16 protein-coding genes are annotated in these 17,226 nt (G+C 60.9%); 7 read left to right on the top strand and 9 right to left on the bottom strand.

The features are described 5' to 3' along the window. Window positions 1-302 precede the first annotated feature (302 nt). The 3 genes from PSH86_RS14940 to PSH86_RS14950 all read right to left on the bottom strand — a co-directional run bounded on the left by PSH86_RS14940 (window position 303) and on the right by PSH86_RS14950 (window position 3,322). Window positions 303-827 (bottom strand): AAA family ATPase, encoded by a 525-nt coding sequence (locus tag PSH86_RS14940; RefSeq protein ID WP_249014910.1) that lies wholly within the window; start codon window positions 825-827, stop codon window positions 303-305. Next, window positions 824-1,387, bottom strand: a complete 564-nt coding sequence (gene pnuC, locus PSH86_RS14945) for a nicotinamide riboside transporter PnuC (RefSeq protein ID WP_109755365.1) — start codon at window positions 1,385-1,387, stop codon at window positions 824-826. The genes PSH86_RS14940 and pnuC overlap by 4 nt, the downstream gene beginning before the upstream one ends. A gap of 300 nt (window positions 1,388-1,687) precedes the next feature. Beyond that, on the bottom strand, window positions 1,688-3,322 hold the full coding sequence (locus tag PSH86_RS14950) for a methyl-accepting chemotaxis protein (RefSeq protein WP_109755366.1): 1,635 nt from the start codon (window positions 3,320-3,322) through the stop codon (window positions 1,688-1,690). A gap of 273 nt (window positions 3,323-3,595) precedes the next feature. Here PSH86_RS14950 and PSH86_RS14955 point away from each other — a divergent pair, with 273 nt between their 5' ends. Both PSH86_RS14955 and PSH86_RS14960 read left to right on the top strand, forming a co-directional pair. Beyond that, on the top strand, window positions 3,596-4,426 hold the full coding sequence (locus tag PSH86_RS14955) for an undecaprenyl-diphosphate phosphatase (protein ID WP_109755367.1): 831 nt from the start codon (window positions 3,596-3,598) through the stop codon (window positions 4,424-4,426). Beyond that, window positions 4,423-4,842: a DUF1294 domain-containing protein gene (locus PSH86_RS14960; RefSeq protein WP_305490325.1), complete on the top strand. Its 420-nt coding sequence runs from the start codon at window positions 4,423-4,425 to the stop codon at window positions 4,840-4,842. Before PSH86_RS14955 ends, PSH86_RS14960 begins: the two co-directional genes overlap by 4 nt. Before the next feature lie 4 nt (window positions 4,843-4,846). Here PSH86_RS14960 and PSH86_RS14965 read toward each other — a convergent pair whose 3' ends face one another. Continuing rightward, window positions 4,847-5,197, bottom strand: a complete 351-nt coding sequence (locus PSH86_RS14965) for an MmcQ/YjbR family DNA-binding protein (protein ID WP_109755369.1) — start codon at window positions 5,195-5,197, stop codon at window positions 4,847-4,849. Next, window positions 5,194-6,102 (bottom strand): LysR substrate-binding domain-containing protein, encoded by a 909-nt coding sequence (locus tag PSH86_RS14970; RefSeq protein ID WP_305490326.1) that lies wholly within the window; start codon window positions 6,100-6,102, stop codon window positions 5,194-5,196. The genes PSH86_RS14965 and PSH86_RS14970 overlap by 4 nt, the downstream gene beginning before the upstream one ends. Before the next feature lie 129 nt (window positions 6,103-6,231). Here PSH86_RS14970 and PSH86_RS14975 point away from each other — a divergent pair, with 129 nt between their 5' ends. Next, complete coding sequence (locus PSH86_RS14975; RefSeq protein WP_305490327.1) at window positions 6,232-6,840, top strand: FMN-dependent NADH-azoreductase; 609 nt, start codon at window positions 6,232-6,234, stop codon at window positions 6,838-6,840. 184 nt (window positions 6,841-7,024) lie between these two features. Next, window positions 7,025-8,062 (top strand): dienelactone hydrolase, encoded by a 1,038-nt coding sequence (locus PSH86_RS14980; protein ID WP_305490328.1) that lies wholly within the window; start codon window positions 7,025-7,027, stop codon window positions 8,060-8,062. Here the strand turns inward: PSH86_RS14980 and PSH86_RS14985 are convergent. Then, window positions 8,056-9,249 (bottom strand): MFS transporter, encoded by a 1,194-nt coding sequence (locus tag PSH86_RS14985; RefSeq protein ID WP_305490329.1) that lies wholly within the window; start codon window positions 9,247-9,249, stop codon window positions 8,056-8,058. The genes PSH86_RS14980 and PSH86_RS14985 overlap by 7 nt on opposite strands. A gap of 210 nt (window positions 9,250-9,459) precedes the next feature. Beyond that, the gene (locus PSH86_RS14990) at window positions 9,460-11,049 is read right to left on the bottom strand and encodes an ABC-F family ATPase (protein WP_003181279.1); all 1,590 of its coding nucleotides are present in this window, start codon (window positions 11,047-11,049) and stop codon (window positions 9,460-9,462) included. A gap of 403 nt (window positions 11,050-11,452) precedes the next feature. Here PSH86_RS14990 and lpxO point away from each other — a divergent pair, with 403 nt between their 5' ends. Continuing rightward, window positions 11,453-12,352 carry a lipid A hydroxylase LpxO gene (lpxO, locus tag PSH86_RS14995; RefSeq protein ID WP_163858837.1) on the top strand — a complete coding sequence of 300 codons (900 nt, stop codon included), beginning with the start codon at window positions 11,453-11,455 and terminating at the stop codon, window positions 12,350-12,352. A gap of 15 nt (window positions 12,353-12,367) precedes the next feature. On the opposite strand, the gene ligD is transcribed toward lpxO, so the two are convergent. Together ligD and PSH86_RS15005 are read right to left on the bottom strand one after the other, a co-directional pair. Continuing rightward, a complete protein-coding gene (gene ligD / locus PSH86_RS15000) occupies window positions 12,368-14,353 on the bottom strand; it encodes a DNA ligase D (RefSeq protein WP_305490330.1) in 1,986 nt (661 codons plus the stop codon). Window positions 14,354-14,385: 32 nt separating this feature from the next. Beyond that, on the bottom strand, window positions 14,386-15,276 hold the full coding sequence (locus PSH86_RS15005; RefSeq protein WP_305490331.1) for a Ku protein: 891 nt from the start codon (window positions 15,274-15,276) through the stop codon (window positions 14,386-14,388). A 275-nt stretch (window positions 15,277-15,551) separates the two neighbouring features. On the opposite strand from PSH86_RS15005, the gene PSH86_RS15010 reads away from it, so the two are divergent. After that, window positions 15,552-15,893 carry a hypothetical protein gene (locus tag PSH86_RS15010; RefSeq protein ID WP_109755376.1) on the top strand — a complete coding sequence of 114 codons (342 nt, stop codon included), beginning with the start codon at window positions 15,552-15,554 and terminating at the stop codon, window positions 15,891-15,893. 47 nt (window positions 15,894-15,940) lie between these two features. Beyond that, window positions 15,941-17,089 carry a PQQ-dependent sugar dehydrogenase gene (locus PSH86_RS15015; protein WP_305490332.1) on the top strand — a complete coding sequence of 383 codons (1,149 nt, stop codon included), beginning with the start codon at window positions 15,941-15,943 and terminating at the stop codon, window positions 17,087-17,089. The last annotated feature ends 137 nt before the right edge of the window (window positions 17,090-17,226 follow it).

A 17,226-nucleotide genomic window follows, 5' to 3' on the forward strand; every position in this document is an offset into this window, starting at 1 on the left:
TGGGCTGGCCCTGGTCCAGCGTTGCGAAGTGGGAAGAGCAGGTGTTGTGCCGGTTTTTTTAATACCTTTTAATTCAATGACTTGTATTAATGGCCGAGATGCCTGGGAAGAAACCTGTTTCAGCGCTGAGACAAGGTACATGGTGACTAATCGGTCATTTACTGTCCCAGGGCTCTGGATCCAGGCTTTTAGGCGGGTGTTTCAAAAGCTTGACAGTCTTGATGACAATCGCGCGAAGCGGCTTTGGATCCGGGTTTGGTGCGACGCCGTTGTTTCAGGAATGGAACAGATCACCCTTGTGATCAGGCTTCAAGCAGGTGGGCAACGGCTGCGAACACTTGCTGTTGGCGTTGCGCCCAATTGCCGTGAATGACCTGCAAAGGTTGCCGATGTCGGCTCAGCCAGGCCTCGATCGCTTCAAAAAACGCCTGCCGCTCTTCCAGTTCGGGCTGGCAACGCAAACCGTCGTCGGTCCATTCGACCTGCTCGGGGCGCAGCAGCAGGTGCAAGTCGTAATGGCGGGCCAGCAGGGCCGGCTCAAGCCAGTCCGGACAGTCGCCGAACAGGGTCTGGCTCCAGAGGATGTTGCTCAACAGGTGAGTATCGAGGATCAACAGCGCCGGCCGGCGGGCACGTGCTTCATCTTCCCAGGCCAGTTGGCCGGCGGCGATGTCGGTGATGTCAGCCAGGCAAGTATCACGCTGGGTCTGTTCCATGAAGTGGCGCACGTATTCATCCACCCGCACGCCACCAAAGTGTTCCTGCAATTGCGTCGCCAGCCAGCTCTTGCCGCTGGATTCCGGGCCGGTCAGCACTATTACCTTCATGCGCGCAGGGCCGGGTCGGCGCGCCATTCCCGCCAGCCTTGCACGGCCAGCAGGGTGAACAGGGCGTAGAGTGCGGCGGTCAGGTGCAAGCCCTTATAGATGAACAGGCCGACGAAAATCACATCCAGGGCGATCCACAGCGGCCAGCATTGCACGCGTTTTTGCGCCATCCACCATTGAGCCACGAGGCTGAAGCCGGTGAGTGCGGCATCGAGCCAGGGTTGGGCGGCGTCGGTCCAGTGAGCCATGGCGGCGCCCAACAACAGGCTGCCTGCCGCGCCGATAGCCAAGCCGAGCAACACCGACGGCCCACCGAGGCGGGTGACCTGGCGTCCATCATGATTGTGTCCGGCACGAGTCCATTGCCACCAGCCGTAGAGTTGCAACACCGCGTAGACAACCTGCAACAGCATGTCCGAGTACAACTTCACCTCGAAAAAAATCCAGCTGTACAGCAACACCATGACCAGGCCGATCGGCCAGCACCAGGGGTTCTGCTTGACGGTCAACCAGACAGCGATCACGCCGAGGGCTGCGGCAAACAGTTCAAGCCCGGACATGGCGGTTCCTTGGGGAAAAGAGGAGAGGGCGGGGATTGTAAACGTTATGGCGTGGGCAGCTCCAATATCAGTGCGGGATGTGCCGCCGCCATCGCGAGCAGGCTCGCTCCCGCAGAGAGATGTTGCGTAGCTGGAGAGCAAGTCGAGTCCGTGGCGAGGGAGCTTGCTCCCGCTTGAGCGCGAAGCGCTCACAAAAAAGGGGGCCGCTACGCAGCCCAGCGGGAGCAAGCTCCCTCGCCACAATAAATCACAACAGCTTTAACTGAGCATCGCCCCCAGCAGAGAGGCCCTGCACAACCCTCACACTCGGAATTGCTTGAGCAACCCGTTCAACTGTTCACTCAGCGCCTTGAGACGGCTGCTGGCCTGGCTGGATTGTTCGGCGGCCATGGCGGTGCTGTGGGACAGTCCGGCAGCCTGGGTGACGTTCTGGTTGATGTCTTCCACCACATGGGCCTGTTGCAACGTCGCACTGGCGATGGAGGCGTTCAGGCTGTTGAGATTGCGCAGGGCCTGGCCGATGGCGTTGAGGCTGGCACCGGCCAGGCCCGCCTGTTCGATGGTCAGTTGCGAGGCACGGCTGCTGTCGCTGATGACTTTCACTGCGGCCTCGGAATGGGTTTGCAGGCGCTCGATCATCGCCTGGATCTCTGCGGTGGACTTCTGTGTACGTTGGGCCAGCAGCCGCACTTCATCGGCGACCACCGCAAAGCCCCGGCCTTGTTCGCCGGCGCGGGCAGCTTCGATGGCGGCGTTGAGGGCCAACAGGTTGGTTTGCTCGGCAATGGAGCGGATCACCTCCAGCACGCTGCCGATCTGGGTGCTTTCGCTCGCCAGGGTACGGATCACTTCCACCGCCTGATCGATGGTCTGAGACAGGCGGTCGATCTGCTGCAAGCTGCCGTCGATGTTGACCTGGCCTTGTTGGGCCTGGGACTCGGCGTCGCGCATTTCACTAGCCGCGTGCTCGGCGTTCTTGGCGACGTCCTGCACGCCATAGGTCACTTCATTGATCGCGGTCGCCACCAGCTCCATTTGCTGCGACTGCTGCTGGCTGCGCTCCTGGGCCTGGGCGGCATCGTTGCCCAATTCGCTGGAGGATTGCCCCAGCGCACTGGCCGAGGCTTGCAGTTGGGTCACCACTTGCCGCAACTTGGCGGTAAAGGCGTTGAAATGCCGCGCCAGTTGAGTAACTTCGTCCTGGCCATGAGTGTCGAGGGTGCGGGTCAGGTCGCTCTCGCCACTGGCGATGTTGGCCATGGCGTTGACGGTTTCCTGCAGCGGGCCGACGATGCTGCGCACGATCAGGGTCAACAGCAGGCCCATGAGCAGGGTGATGATCAAGCCGACCACGGAAGCCTTGATCAACTGGGACTGGAACTCGGCCTGGACGTCATCGATGTACACGCCCGAACCGATGACCCAACCCCAGGGCTCGAACAATTGGACATAGGAAGTCTTGCCCACTGGGGCCTCGGCGCCCGGCTTCGGCCAGAGGTAATTGATCATGCCGGCGCCCTTGGACTTGGCGATGGCAACCATCTCGTTGAACAGCGCATAACCGTTCGGATCGCGGATGGCCGAGAGGTTCTGGCCTTCAAGCTTCGGGTTGGTCGGATGCATGACCATGACGGGCGTCAGGTCGTTGATCCAGAAGTAGTCACTCTGGTTATAGCGCAGGCCACGCACGGCGCTGAGGGCCTGCTTTTGCGCGGCATCGCGAGTCAGGGTGCCAGCGGTTTCCAGGCCATGGTAGTAGCTCAGCACGCCACTGGCGGTCTGTACCACGTGCTGGGTTTTCTGCACTTTGGCTTGGTAAAGGTCGGTATGGATCTGTTTAAGCATCAAGGCGCCAAGCGTGAACAACATCACGATGGCCACCACCAGGATGAGCCACAAGCGTCGGCTGATCGACACACTGCGCAAGCTATTCATACGCTGTCACTCCGGTTTCTTATTCTTGTCATTAACGACGGCCGGCACTTTAGCGCCCGGCAGCTATACGTAATTGACCTGGGTCATAACGCGGCAGCGTTATCAGGGCTTGTCTGATAGGATTTCGGCCCCGCAGCGCAAAACCTGAGCCTGTTCTGATTTTTCATTGGTTTTTTTTGAAAGATCACAGTTATCGTGCACCCGCTGCGAGCACCTGCTTGACACTTGAATATTGATAAGACCTGCATGAACAGCGTCTTTTTTGGGGGATGAATGGATTTGTGGACCGCCTTTTCGGCACTGATTCTTGGCGTAGTGGAAGGCTTGACGGAATTTCTGCCGATTTCCAGCACGGGACACCAGATCATTGTCGCCGACTTGCTTGAGTTCGGTGGCGAACGTTCGATGGCGTTCAACATTATCATCCAGCTCGGCGCGATCCTGGCGGTGGTCTGGGAGTTCCGGCGCAAGATCTTCGACGTGGTGCTGGGCCTGCCGACGCAACCCAGCGCCCGCCGGTTCACCGCCAACCTGCTGATCGCCTTCCTGCCGGCCGTGGTCTTGGGTGTGCTGTTCGCCGACTGGATCCACCACTACCTGTTCAACCCGATCACCGTCGCCGCCGCGCTGGTGGTGGGCGGCCTGGTGATGCTCTGGGCCGAGAAGCGCCAGCACCAGGTGCACGCCGAAACGGTGGACGAGATCTCCTGGAAGGACGCACTGAAGGTTGGCCTGGCCCAGTGCATTGCGATGATCCCGGGCACCTCGCGTTCCGGAGCGACCATCATCGGTGGCCTGCTATTCGGCCTGTCGCGTAAAACCGCTACCGAGTTTTCGTTTTTCCTGGCGATGCCGACCATGGTCGGCGCGGCGGTCTACTCGGGCTACAAATACCGCGAGCTGTTCGTCCCGGCAGATTTTCCGGTGTTCGCCATTGGCTTCGTCACAGCGTTCATTTTCGCCATGATTGCGGTCAAGGGCCTGCTGCGGTTCATCGCCAGTCACAGTTACGCCGTGTTCGCCTGGTATCGAATCGCCTTCGGCCTGTTGATCCTGGCCACTTGGCAGTTCGGCTGGGTGGACTGGAGCGCTGCCAAGCCATGAACGATTCAGGTAGCCGCAAACGTACCGGGCGCAGTGCCGACGGCGCCGTGCAGCACCTGCGGCTCAAACTGATGGTGTTTGCGCTGCTCTGTGCCTTGCCGCTGTTCGGTTCACTGCTGTTCGGGCTGCGGGCGGTGTCATGGGTGCCGCTGGTGGCTTATGGTGTGGTCAGCGTGGTGGCGTTCCTGCTGTACTGGAGCGACAAGCGCAAGGCGCGCGCCGACGCCTGGCGCACGCCAGAGAATGTGTTGCATGCAGTGGAACTGGCCGGCGGTTGGCCTGGCGCCTTGCTGGCCCAGCAGCTGTTTCGCCACAAGACCCGCAAGGTGTCGTTCCAGGTGGTGTTCTGGTTCATCGTGCTGTTGCACCAAGTGTTCTGGATCGACCAGTTGTTCCTGGGCAGCTATCTGTTCTGAATGGCTAGAGCAACAAACCCACCTGCGTGCGCTTGGGCAATTTGCTCACCACCAATTGATGTGAGCGTTGCAGCAAGCCACGCAGCTCTTCGGCACCCAGCGGGTAGGGCACCTGCATGATGACCCACTGGGCCCGCGCCAGGTAAGGCGCGGGGTGAATGCCCGGCCGGTCGCAATGACCCAGGAACAGATCCTTGTCGACCTTGAACGCCAACGAGTCGCTCCTCAGGCCCTGGAGGGCGAACATCTTGTTCCCGGCAATGGAAAACACCCGCACGCCGCCCCATTTGTAGTCCTCCCGGGCGCCGGGCAGGCCCAGGCAAAACCGCGCGACATCCTCTTCGCTCAAACTCATAGCGTTCTATCTCCACAGCCCTCGAAGGCTTCCACCAAATGGTCGATCCATGCACGCACCGCTGGCAGCATGCCGCGTCGATGCGGGTAGACCGCCTGGAGCCAGCCATCGGGCAACGACCATCCAGGCAGCAATTCCACCAGTGTGCCGTCAAGCAATTCCTGCTCGCAATACATGCTCGGCAATAACGTGAAGCCAAGGCCGGCGAGGGTGCAGGCGCGACGCACAATGAAGTCGTCAATGCCCAGGCGCGCCTCCAGGCTCAGTTCCACACGCTGCCCATCGGCGCTGACCAGGCGCAGGTGCACCTGGCGATCGGCTTCCAATGCCCCCAGTACCGGCAACTGCTTGAGATCATCCGGGGTTTCGATCCGCCGCCCTTCGACAAAGGCCGGGCTGGCCACCATCATCAGCCGCGCCTGGCGCAGACGCCGGGTCATCAGCAGCGGGTCTTCGTCCCCCAGGTCACGCACGCGCAATGCCACGTCGATGCCTTCGCTGACTAGGTCCACCCGCCGGTTGAGCAGGGTCATATCCAGTTGCACCAAAGGGTATTTCGCCAGGAAGGTTTCGATCACCACCGGCAGGAACTGGTGGGCCAACCCTACCGGGCTCGATACTCGCAATCGGCCACGGGGTTCGCTGGACATGCTCGCCACCGCTTCGTCGGCCATCTCGGCCTCCAGCATCATGGCCTGGCAATGGCGCAGATAACGTTCGCCGACCGCGGTCAATTTCAACTGGCGGGTGGTGCGTTGCAGCAACCGCGCGCCGAGGCGCTCTTCCAGCTCAGCGATACGCCGCGACAATCGCGACTTGGGAATGCCCAGCAATCGCCCGGCCGCCGCGAAACCGCCGGCTTCGACGACTTTGGCGAAGTAATACAAGTCATTGAGGTCTTGCATGTCTAGCTCGATTGTCCTGTCAGTAGGACAAACTATCGCATTTATGCTGACTTATCGAGCATTGGCTTGATCTATAGGATTGTCCCCAATTGATCGCCTGGTTGCGGTCCTCACTTGGAGAGCACTCACATGAAATTGCTGCACATCGATTCGAGCATCCTGGGCGACAACTCTGCTTCCCGCCAATTGAGCCGTGAAGTGGTTGAAGCCTGGAAAGCTGCCGAGCCAGGCATCACGGTGACCTACCGCGATCTGGCCGCTGACGCCATCAGCCATTTTTCCGCCCAGACGCTGGTTGCCGCCGGTACCAGCGCCGAATTGCGCGACGCGGCCCTGAAGCACGAAGCCGATCTCAGTGCCTCGGCGATGGCCGAGTTCCTGGCGGCTGATGCGGTGGTCATCGCAGCTCCGATGTATAACTTCAGCATTCCGACCCAACTCAAGGCCTGGATCGACCGCATTGCCGTGGCCGGCCAGACGTTCCGCTACACCGAAGCCGGTCCCGAAGGCCTGTGTGGCGGCAAGAAGCTGGTGATCGTCTCCACCGCGGGCGGTTTGCACGCGGGCCAACCGAGCGGCGTGGGTCACGAGGAATATCTCAAGCAGATGTTCGGTTTCCTCGGCATCACCGATATCGAATTTGTCCGCGCCGAAGGCCTGTCCTACGGTGACGATATGCGCACCAAAGCCATGAGCGAAGCCACGTTGCAGATCGGCCAGCAATTCGCCGCTGCGTAAAACCTGCGTAAAGGCACCAAGCTCTTCGGGCAACCTTCGTAAAACCCTGTATTCTCGTCGTCATTGGATGGTCGGGATGCAGGGTTTTCCTGCATTCGGCGCTGGGCGTTATGGCGCAGGTTATGCACGGCCAAGAGTGCGAGCGACGGGGCCTTCCCGTGCGCTGGTGAAGGTGGAAGATTCGATGACACGTTTTGGTGCAGCGCTGCTGCTTTGCTTGTTTGCCAGTCTCGGTTCAGTGCAGGCCGCACCGGGGCCGCATCCGCATTGGAGCGCCGGCTTCCATGAGCTGAGCTTTCTCGATCCGCTGGATCAGCAGCCGATGCACGCTTTCGCCTTTTATCCGTCCACCGACCGGGAACAGTCCAGCCTGCTGGGTGGCTACCAGATCGATGCCGCGCCAGACGCCCAGATCGCCATCGGCCGCTTCCCGCTGCTGATGCTGTCCCATGGCAATACCGGTACACCGCTGGCCCTGCACGACCTGGCCACCTCGCTGGCGCGCAAGGGATTTGTCGTGGTGGCGGTGATTCATCCCGGCGACAACGCCCAGGACCACAGCCGGCTCGGGACCCTGAGCAACCTGTATGGCCGGCCGATCCAGATTTCCGAAGCCATTACCGCAACGTTGAACGACCCGATGCTCTCGCCGTTCGTCAACGCCGGGCAGGTCGGGGTGATCGGCTATTCGGCCGGTGGCGAGACGGCGCTGATCCTGTCCGGCGCGACGCCGGATCTCAACCGCCTGCGTCGCTACTGCCAGGAGCGACCGGATGACCGTGACGCCTGTAACACCCAGGGCGAGTTGATTGCCGATCGCGACGACCTGTACCCGGTGGCCGACCCCAGGGTCCGGGCATTGTTGCTCATGGCGCCGTTGAGCCTGAAGTTTGGCCGTCACACCCTGGCCGACGTCCATGTGCCGGTGCTGTTGTACAGCGGCGACGGCGACAAGCTGGTGGCTTTCGATAAAAACGCCGCCGCCTTGGCCCGCAAGCTGCCCACCGCACCGGATTTCAAGACCTTGGCCGGAGCGGGGCATTTTGTCTTCCTGGCCCCGTGTACCGACGAACAGATCGCTGCGATGCCTGCGTTGTGCACCGACGCTGACGGTGTCGACCGCAAGGACATCCACCGCACCATGATTTCCGAGGCCAGCCGCTTCTTCGGCGAGGCCTTGGGCAAGCCGACCCGGGCGGGGATGAGGACGGCCGATCAATAATGGGCGTTTGTCGCTCGGCGACGTAGCAGCAAGGTCAGCCCCAGGCCGCTGACGGACAGCAACGCGGCACAGAAGAAGATCGACGAATAACCCAGGTTCAATGCCACCGCGCCCATCAGCGGACCGGCAATCGCCAGCGCCAGGTCAAAGAACACCGCGTAGGCACTCAAGCCCGCGCCACGACTGGTGTTCGGCACCTGCTTGATGGCCTCCACCCCGAGCGCCGGGTACACCAGCGACAGCCCGAAGCCGGCCAGCCCGGCGCCGACCAGGGCGAACGGAGTGGATGGGGCCAGCCACAGCAATACCAGCCCGAGGGTTTCGATGCTCATGCAGGCAATGGCCGAGTTGAAGCCACCGAAGCGAGCGATACTGGAAATGAACAATAACCGCGCCAGGATGAAGCAGACCCCGAAAACCGTCAGGCACCAGGCCGCACCGGTCCAGCCACGACTGATATAAAACAGTGTGATGAACGTCGTGAGCGTACCGTAGCCGATTGATGCCAGGCTCAGGCCTGCTCCGTACGGCGCAATGCGTCCAAATACCGCCCAGAAAGGCAAGCGTTCGCCACGAATGACCGGCACCGACGGCTTGTTGCGAATCATCAACAGCGCAGCGCCCGCCAGCAACGACAACGCAATGCCCAGACTGGCGAAACCCAGTTCACCAACCATCACCACACCCAGCGGGGCGCCAATGGCAATGGCCCCGTACGAGGCGATGCCGTTCCAGGAAATCGAGCGAGCCGTGTGTTCCACACCCACCTGGCCCATGCACCAACTGATGGTGCCCACGCCGATCAGCCCTTGGGCCGCGCCGAGCAGCAAGCGGCCGGCAATCAGAATCAGCAGGCTGGGCAGGGGAAACCCTTGCAGCAAGGTCGAGAGCAGCGTCAGCACGCCGCTGAGCACAATCCCCGACAGCCCGTAGACGATTGCCCGCTTGGTGCCGACGCTGTCCGACAACCGACCGGCCATGGGACGGCTGAGCAGGGTAGCCAGATATTGTGAGCCGATGGTCAGCCCGGCGACCACTGCGCTGAAGCCCAACTGTTCGTGGACATACCCCGGCAGTACGGCAATGGGCAGGCCGATGCAGAGAAAGGCGATGAAGGTGTAGAAAACGATGGAGACGATCTGCAGGGTGATCGACAGGGAACTGGGGGCAGGTGAGGGCGTGGGCATGGGGCTCGTTCGCGGGCGGCGGTAAGAGAGCCTCATCATGGCGCGAGGTGGGGATAAAAGAAAGCAGGCTAACTAAATGTGTTGGCGCAAGCGGATTTCAATCTGGGAAGCCACCACAAATCCCACAGGCCCAGTTGTGATCTTGGAATACAAAAAGCCCTGTCGCTACGGACAGGGCTTTCACTTGCAGCTTACAGCTGAGGGCTGTGCTTAGAACACCACACCCTGGCTACGCAGGTAGTCATCATAGGTGCCGCTGAAGTCCACCACGCCGTCGGCACTCAGTTCGATGATGCGAGTGGCCAGGGACGAGACGAACTCACGGTCGTGGCTGACGAAGATCAGCGTGCCCGGGTAGTTTTCCAGCGCCAGGTTCAGCGCTTCGATGGATTCCATGTCCAAGTGGTTGGTCGGTTCGTCCATGACCAGCACGTTCGGCTTTTGCAGGATCAGTTTGCCGAACAGCATGCGGCCCTGTTCACCACCGGAAATGACCTTGACCGACTTGAGGATCTCGTCGTTGGAAAACAGCATGCGGCCCAAGGTGCCACGCACCAGTTGTTCGCCGCCCTGGGTCCATTGGCCCATCCAGTCGAACAGGTTGACGTCGTCTTCGAAGTCGTGGGCATGGTCCTGGGCGTAGTAGCCCAGTTCCGCGGCGTCGGTCCATTTCACGGTACCGGCATCCGGTTCCAGTTCATTGACCAGGGTGCGCAGCAAGGTGGTCTTGCCGATACCGTTCGGGCCAATGATCGCCACGCGCTCGCCGGCTTCGACGGTGAAGCTGAAGTCCTTGAACAGCGGCTTGCCATCAAAGCCTTTGGCCATGCGCTCGACAATGACCGCCTGGCGGTGCAGTTTCTTGGTCTGTTCGAAGCGAATGAACGGGCTGACGCGGCTCGATGGCTTGACCTCGGCCAGTTGGATCTTGTCGATCTGCTTGGCGCGGGAGGTGGCTTGCTTGGCTTTCGAGGCGTTGGCCGAGAAACGGCTGACGAACGACTGCAGTTCGGAAATCTGCGCTTTCTTCTTGGCGTTGTCCGACAGCAACTGCTCGCGGGACTGGGTCGCCACGGTCATGTATTCGTCATAGTTGCCCGGGAACAGGCGCAGCTCACCGTAGTCCAGGTCTGCCATGTGGGTGCAGACACTGTTCAGGAAGTGACGGTCGTGGGAGATGATGATCATCAGGCTCGAGCGCTGGGTCAGCACGTTTTCCAGCCAGCGGATGGTGTTGATATCCAGGTGGTTGGTCGGCTCGTCCAGCAGCAGCACTTCCGGGTCGGAGAACAGCGCCTGGGCCAGCAGCACACGCAGTTTCCAGCCTGGCGACACTTCGCTCATCGGGCCGAAATGCTGCTCGATGCCAATCCCCAGGCCCAACAGCAGTTCACCGGCGCGGGATTCGGCGGTGTAGCCGTCCATCTCGGCAAATTCGGTTTCCAGCTCGGCCACGGCCATGCCGTCTTCTTCGGTCATTTCCGGCAGCGAATAGATGCGGTCGCGCTCGGCCTTGACCTTCCACAGCTCTTCGTGACCCATGATCACCGTATCGATCACGGTGAATTCTTCGTAGGCGAACTGGTCCTGGCGCAGTTTACCCAAGCGCACGTTCGGCTCGAGCATGACCTGGCCGCCGGACGGCTCGAGGTCGCCGCCGAGGATTTTCATGAAGGTCGACTTGCCGCAACCGTTGGCGCCGATCAGACCGTAGCGGTTACCCGCGCCGAATTTGACTGAGACGTTTTCGAACAGTGGCTTGGCGCCGAACTGCATCGTGATGTTAGCTGTAGAGATCAAAGGTTTATCCTGCGGAACATTCAGAGTAGCTAAGGGTGCGGCAGTACCTGTTCAGTACCTGTTTGCGCACGTCCCGACCGCGCAAAGGCGTCGCGGTCGCAAGCGCAAGGGTCCATCCGGCATAAGAGGACAGCAGCATACGGAGCGCCTGGCCCGGTAGACGTGCGCCGAAGCCGGGTTAACGGTTTCGGCCAAAAGGGGGCGCGTGATAGTTGGCGGCGATTGTACTGATCTGGCCGCATAAACGATAGGGTATTGCCCGGACAAGACAGTTTTTCACATTTGCAGGATAACTTTTGCTTACAAACTGTGGCTAAAATGCCATCTCACCCGATGCGATCTCCCTTGCCGCTTGGCTGGCCTGGAGAAGCAGCCTGTTCACTCCTGCATTGTGACGGATTCCGTGAAGCTCATCATTGCCGCGATCTACATCCTCTCCATTGGCTACGTCCACCTGCGCGGGCGCGTGCGGCATAAGTTCGGGCGCCAGTTGAGCGATCACTCGTCTTTTCTCGCCCCGATCAATTGTCTGCTTTACCTGTGCTCGAAACTGCCCAACAAGCCGTTCCTGAGCCCGGCGCAGTTTCCGGACCTGAGCCCGTTGCAGGCTCACTGGGAAGAGATCCGGGCCGAAGGCCAGAGCCTGCTGCATGCGGGAGAGATCAAGCGATCCAATCAATATGACGACGTGGGCTTCAACTCGTTCTTCAAGACCGGTTGGAAGCGTTTCTACCTGAAGTGGTACGGCGATAGCCATCCCTCGGCCATGAAGCTGTGCCCACGCACCACCGAGCTGGTGCAGAGCATCGGTTCGATCAAGGCGGCGATGTTCGCCGAGTTGCCTCCGGGCTCGAAGCTGGTCCGGCACCGTGACCCGTATGCCGGGTCCTATCGGTATCACCTGGGCCTGGAAACGCCCAACGATGCCGGCTGCTACATCAATGTCGATGGCGAGCCTTATCATTGGCGCGATGGCGAGGCGGTGATTTTCGACGAAACCTTCATTCATTACGCCGAGAACACCACCAACCATAACCGCATCATCCTGTTCTGCGATGTGGAGCGGCCCATGAAGTTTCGCTGGGCCACCGCGTTCAACCGCTGGTTCAGCCGCACCGTGATGGCGGCGGCCGGTGCGCCCAACGACGCGGGCGACAGGACGGGCGGCCTGAACCGGGCGTTCTCCAGGCTGTACAAGATCCGCTTGCAGGGCAAGGCCCTGAAGAAACGCAACCGCACGCTTTATTACCTGCAGAAATGGGCTTTTTTTGGCGGTTTGCTGGCGATCTTCGTCTGGATTTGAACGCCGTGCTCGTCCTCATGCCTCGGGTTTTTGCGCATCCAGCTGCGCCCACATCCTGGTGGTGATCCGCTGGCGGTGGTTGTAGCCTTCCCAAGGATCGGTCCGCAGGCCTTTAGCCCGTTCCAGCGCGGTATAAATGTCCCATTGCTGGGCATTGCGCAGGGTCTGCAGCTCGGCCCGGGCAATTGGCACCGAAACCGGTAGGCCTGGCCTGGCGCGCACCGAGTAGGCGGCCACTGTACTGGCCCCACGGGCGTTGCGCAGGTAGTCGACGAATATTTTCCCGACGCGGTTCTTCGGCCCCATGGTGGCGGTCATGCGCTCTGGCATCTGCCGGGCCAGGAACTGTGAGATGGCCTTGGCGAATGCCTTGGTGGTGTCCCAGCCTTCATTTCTCGCCAATGGCACGATCACGTGCATGCCTTTGCCACCGCTGGTCTTGAGGAAGGCCTGCAAGCCCAACTCGTCGAGTACCGCCAAGGTCATGAGGGTCGCCTCGATCATGGCGCTCCAAGGCAGTGACGGGTCCGGGTCCAAGTCCAGGACAAACAGGTCGGGCGTCTCGATCCGGTCGTGGGTCGCGGCCCAGGTGTGCAGTTCCACCGTGCCCATCTGCGCCGCGCTGACCAGCGCGTGGATATCATCGATTTCCATCAGCGGTGCGTGGCCTGGGTCCAGTCCAGGATCCAACTGCTTGATATGGGGAATCTCCAGGCGATCGGCGTGTTTTTGAAAGAACTGTTCTTCGCCGATACCATCCGGTGCCCGCAGTAGCGCGACCGGCCGCTGCTTGAGGTGCGGCAGGATCCAAGGGGCGATGTCCAGGTAATACTGCGCCAGCTCAGCCTTTTGGACACCGCTGACACTGTCGATGACCCGGTCGGGGTGGGTGATCATCACGCCGTCGACTTTGGCCGCGCGGGCTTTGCTGCGACGCTGGGGTTTTGTCGCAGGTTTTATCGGCAGGGGTTGCTCGCGAACGATCTTGTTGGCCGGCGTATTGTTCGACAAATCCAGGAAAATCGCCTGCCGCACCTGGCTGTCGGCAGTCCATTCAACGAACTCGACCTCGCAGGTCAGGCCAGGTTCGACCCATTGCACGCCGCGTCCTTGCGCACCGGCGAGTGGCAAGGCCAATGGTGAAGTCTCGCGCTGTTGTGCGCTCAGTTGTGCGTGTAACTGTTTGATTTGTGCCTGGCTGAACCCGGTGCCCACCCGACCGGCATACACCAGCCCCTCCGGCCCGTTGACTGCCAACAGCAGCGCGCCGAAACCGGCGCGCTTGCCTTGGGGCCGGGTGAACCCGACGATGACAAAGGACTGGCGCAACCGACACTTGAGTTTTACCCAATCGGCGCTACGTCGGGACATATAGGGGCTGCCCAGGCGCTTGCCGACCACGCTGTCCAGTGACAGGGCGATGGCGCTTTCGAACATCTCGTGCTGGCTGGCGGAAAACGACTCGGAAAAGCGCAGGCGCTTGCTGGCGTTGTTGCCAAGGGCTTTTTTCAGTGCTGCACGGCGCTCTTCCACCGGCACCTGGCGCAGGTCGACACCGTTGAGGAACGGCGCATCGAACAGGAAATACACCATGTCGACGGTGCGGCCGATTTCGAACGCCTGGCGCAGGGCCGCGAAATCGCTGTGGCCGGTATCGTCGAGCAGGACCAGTTCGCCGTCGAGCCAACTGTCCTCCAGGTTCAACCCGGCCAGGGCGTCGGCATGCAGCTTCAGCCGCTCGGTCCAGTCCTGATGATTGCGGTTGTATAACCGGACTTCACCGTGTTCGATGCGCGTCAGCAGGCGATAACCGTGGAATTGGACCTCATAGCGCCAGTCGCCGGTGGGTGGTTCTTCCACGGGCGTGGCCAGTTGCGGGGCCAGGCGTTCGGGGAGGCGGTTTCCAGGGGCTGTCTTGCCCAGTCGGCCAGGGTTGCGGGGCGTCGTTGCATCCGATTCGGTATCGGACGAACGAGCATATTCACTCTCGGCGTTGGCCATGACAGATTCCTTTGTATTGCGCACGCCAGGGTTTACCCCCGGGAGGCCTTGGTGGCTTTTTTAGCAGGAGCGGATTTGCCGGTTTTCGCCGGTTTTGCAGGGGCCTTCCCAGAGGATTTGTCAGGTGCCTTGCCCTTGCTGCCCAGGCTGCGCTTGAGCAGTTCGGTAAGGTCGATGACATCGGCGCTCTTGCGCTGCTCCTCGCCTGGGTCGGTCTCCACCGCTTCGAGGCGGCCTTCGTTGGCTTTTTTCTCCACCAGTTCCATGATCTTGTCTTCGAAACTGTCCCGGTATTCTTGCGGTGTCCAATCGGCGCTCATGTCCTCCACGAGGCGCTTGGCCATTTCCAGCTCGCCCTTGGCCAGGGTCGGGTTCGTGACCTCGTCGCCCAGCTCCAGGATATCCAGCTCACGCACCTCCGCAGGCCAGCGCAGCATCACCAGCACCAGGGCCGATTCAAGGGGCATGAGGGCGGCCAGGTGCTGGCGGGTATGCAGCACGACGTGGGCCAGGGCGACCTTGTTGCTCTTGACCAGGGTTTCGCGCAGCAGGGCATAGACTTTGCCGCCGCGCTTGTCGGGGGCGAGAAAGTAGGGCGTATCGATGTTTTGCAAGGGAATCTTCTCGCTGTCGACAAAGGAAAAGATATCGATGGTCTGGGTCGACTTGGGATGGGCGGAACGAATTTCCTCTTCGCTGAGCAGCACGTATTGGCCTTTCTGGTACTGGACGCCCTTGACGATGTTTTCCTTGGTCACCTCCTTGCCCGTGACCTTGTTGACCCGCTTGTAGCCAACCGGGTCCATGCTGCGCTTGTCCAGCCAGTCAAAATCCACCCCCTGGGAAGAGGTGGCCGACACCAGCGCTACAGGAATATGGACCAGCCCGAAACTGATTGCGCCTTTCCAGATTGCCCGTGCCATGGTGGTGTTTTCCTTGCCGATGGATGTCTCTCTGGTGACCGTCGCGCCTTGGCAAAAGTTTCCACCATCCTGCTTCACTGTGGGAGCGAGCTTGCTCGCGATAGCGGCGGTACAGACGCCATGGGTGCAAGCTGCCCCCCCGGCGTCGCGAGCAAGCTCGCTTCCACAATGGTTCGGAGACGCTTCGTTACATCTTCACCGGGACATTTCGCTTAACAACGGCGAACCTGCGGCGTAGCTTGCTTTCGATATGCCTGAACCCAAGAGGTGCTCGAATGAACAGGCTGATGCTCGCCATCATGGCGTTACTACTGACCGCTGCCGCCCAGGCTGCCACGCCCAGTGCAGGCCCAATGGTCCTGGCCCAGAACCTACCGGGCAACAACAACCCCTATAACAGCCCGACTCGCCGGGCCAATCCCAATAGCATGCAAGGTACCCGGCCCAACGTGCCGATGATTCAAAACAACCCGACGATACCGGCTCCTCGTCCACCGACCCTGGAAAACGGCGGTATCGGCAATGGCTACCCTCGTTCCGGCCAGCCGCCGGCTTCGCCACGGCCCAACCTCGACTACACCCCGCCGCCCAGGAGCACGAACAACGGCAATCGCTAGGCGCTGAATCCTGGCTGTTTCTTTCCACGCTACAGAAGGAGGTGTGCATGTTGCGTAAAACACTCCTGGCCGCACTCTGCGCCAACGCTGTTCTGACCCTTGCCACGCCGGCCGCTGCCGCACAAACCCAGCGAGCGAAAAGCGAGGAGGGCACCTTGGAGGTGAGCACCGTGGTCAAGGGCCTGGAGCACCCTTGGGCGCTGGCGTTCCTGCCGGACCAGCAAGGCATGCTGGTCACGGAGCGCCCCGGCAACCTGCGCCTGGTGGGCCCCGATGGCCAGTTATCGGCGCCGTTGAGGGGCGTTCCCAAGGTCTGGGCCAAGGGCCAGGGCGGTTTGCTGGATGTAGTGCTGTCACCGGATTTCAAACAGGACCGCACGGTCTACCTGTCCTATTCCGAGGTCGGTGAAGACGGCAAGGCCGGCACTGCGGTGGGCCGTGGGCAGTTGTCACAAGACTTGAAGAGGCTGAACAGTTTCAACGTGATCTTTCGCCAGCAGCCCAAGCTGTCGAAGGGCAACCACTTTGGCTCGCGCCTGGTGTTTGACCGGGACGGCTACCTGTTCATCACCTTGGGGGAAAACAACGACCGGCCCACGGCCCAGGACCTGGACAAGCTGCAAGGCAAGGTCGTGCGCATCTACCCCGACGGTAAGGTGCCGGACGATAACCCGTTTGTCGGCCAGGAAAACGTCCGCCCCGAGATCTGGGCCTACGGTATTCGCAATCCTCAGGGAGCGGCCCTCAACCCACGTAACGGCACGCTGTGGGAAAACGAGCATGGGCCCAAGGGGGGCGATGAGCTGAACATTATCGAGCGTGGCAAGAATTACGGCTGGCCGTTGGCGACCCACGGCATCAATTACTCCGGTGCCCCGATTCCCGAAGCGCAGGGCACGACGGTCAAAGGCACCCTGGGTCCTCACCATGTCTGGCAGGTGTCCCCGGGGCTCAGCGGCATGGCGTTCTACGACAGTGATCGCTTCAAGGCCTGGCAGCACAGCGTGTTCATCGGTGCGCTGGTCTCCAAGAACCTGATCCGCCTGCAATTAAAGGGCGATAAGGTCGTGCACGAGGAGCGTTTGCTTGGTGAACTCGACGAGCGTATCCGTGACGTTCGCCAGGGGCCGGATGGTTTCTTGTATGTGCTGACGGATGAAGGCGATGGGGCGTTGTATAAAGTTGGCCTGCAGTAAGTGGCAAGGGGATTTAGCGCAATGTCGCACCGCTCCGTTGGGCTGCGCAGCGGCCCTCAAACCGGTCACCGCCGGATGTCCGGTTGATTGCATCCAGATTCATGGGGGCCACTTCGCGGCCCAGCGGGGATAAATCC

Source organism: Pseudomonas sp. FP2300, assembly GCF_030687595.1.
GTDB lineage: Bacteria > Pseudomonadota > Gammaproteobacteria > Pseudomonadales > Pseudomonadaceae > Aquipseudomonas > Aquipseudomonas bijieensis.

Excerpts from the sequence above, each read along its gene's own strand:
- PSH86_RS15005 (WP_305490331.1), bottom strand. The coding sequence starts at position 15,276 with ATGGCACGGGCAATCTGGAAAGGCGCAATCAGTTTCGGGCTGGTCCAT.
- PSH86_RS14940 (WP_249014910.1), bottom strand. The coding sequence starts at position 827 with ATGAAGGTAATAGTGCTGACCGGCCCGGAATCCAGCGGCAAGAGCTGG.
- PSH86_RS14985 (WP_305490329.1), bottom strand. The coding sequence starts at position 9,249 with ATGCCCACGCCCTCACCTGCCCCCAGTTCCCTGTCGATCACCCTGCAG.
- PSH86_RS14955 (WP_109755367.1), top strand. The coding sequence starts at position 3,596 with ATGGATTTGTGGACCGCCTTTTCGGCACTGATTCTTGGCGTAGTGGAA.
- PSH86_RS15015 (WP_305490332.1), top strand. The coding sequence starts at position 15,941 with ATGTTGCGTAAAACACTCCTGGCCGCACTCTGCGCCAACGCTGTTCTG.
- PSH86_RS14980 (WP_305490328.1), top strand. The coding sequence starts at position 7,025 with ATGACACGTTTTGGTGCAGCGCTGCTGCTTTGCTTGTTTGCCAGTCTC.
- pnuC (WP_109755365.1), bottom strand. The coding sequence starts at position 1,387 with ATGTCCGGGCTTGAACTGTTTGCCGCAGCCCTCGGCGTGATCGCTGTC.
- ligD (WP_305490330.1), bottom strand. The coding sequence starts at position 14,353 with ATGGCCAACGCCGAGAGTGAATATGCTCGTTCGTCCGATACCGAATCG.
- PSH86_RS14960 (WP_305490325.1), top strand. The coding sequence starts at position 4,423 with ATGAACGATTCAGGTAGCCGCAAACGTACCGGGCGCAGTGCCGACGGC.
- PSH86_RS14965 (WP_109755369.1), bottom strand. The coding sequence starts at position 5,197 with ATGAGTTTGAGCGAAGAGGATGTCGCGCGGTTTTGCCTGGGCCTGCCC.
- PSH86_RS15010 (WP_109755376.1), top strand. The coding sequence starts at position 15,552 with ATGAACAGGCTGATGCTCGCCATCATGGCGTTACTACTGACCGCTGCC.
- PSH86_RS14970 (WP_305490326.1), bottom strand. The coding sequence starts at position 6,102 with ATGCAAGACCTCAATGACTTGTATTACTTCGCCAAAGTCGTCGAAGCC.
- PSH86_RS14975 (WP_305490327.1), top strand. The coding sequence starts at position 6,232 with ATGAAATTGCTGCACATCGATTCGAGCATCCTGGGCGACAACTCTGCT.
- PSH86_RS14950 (WP_109755366.1), bottom strand. The coding sequence starts at position 3,322 with ATGAATAGCTTGCGCAGTGTGTCGATCAGCCGACGCTTGTGGCTCATC.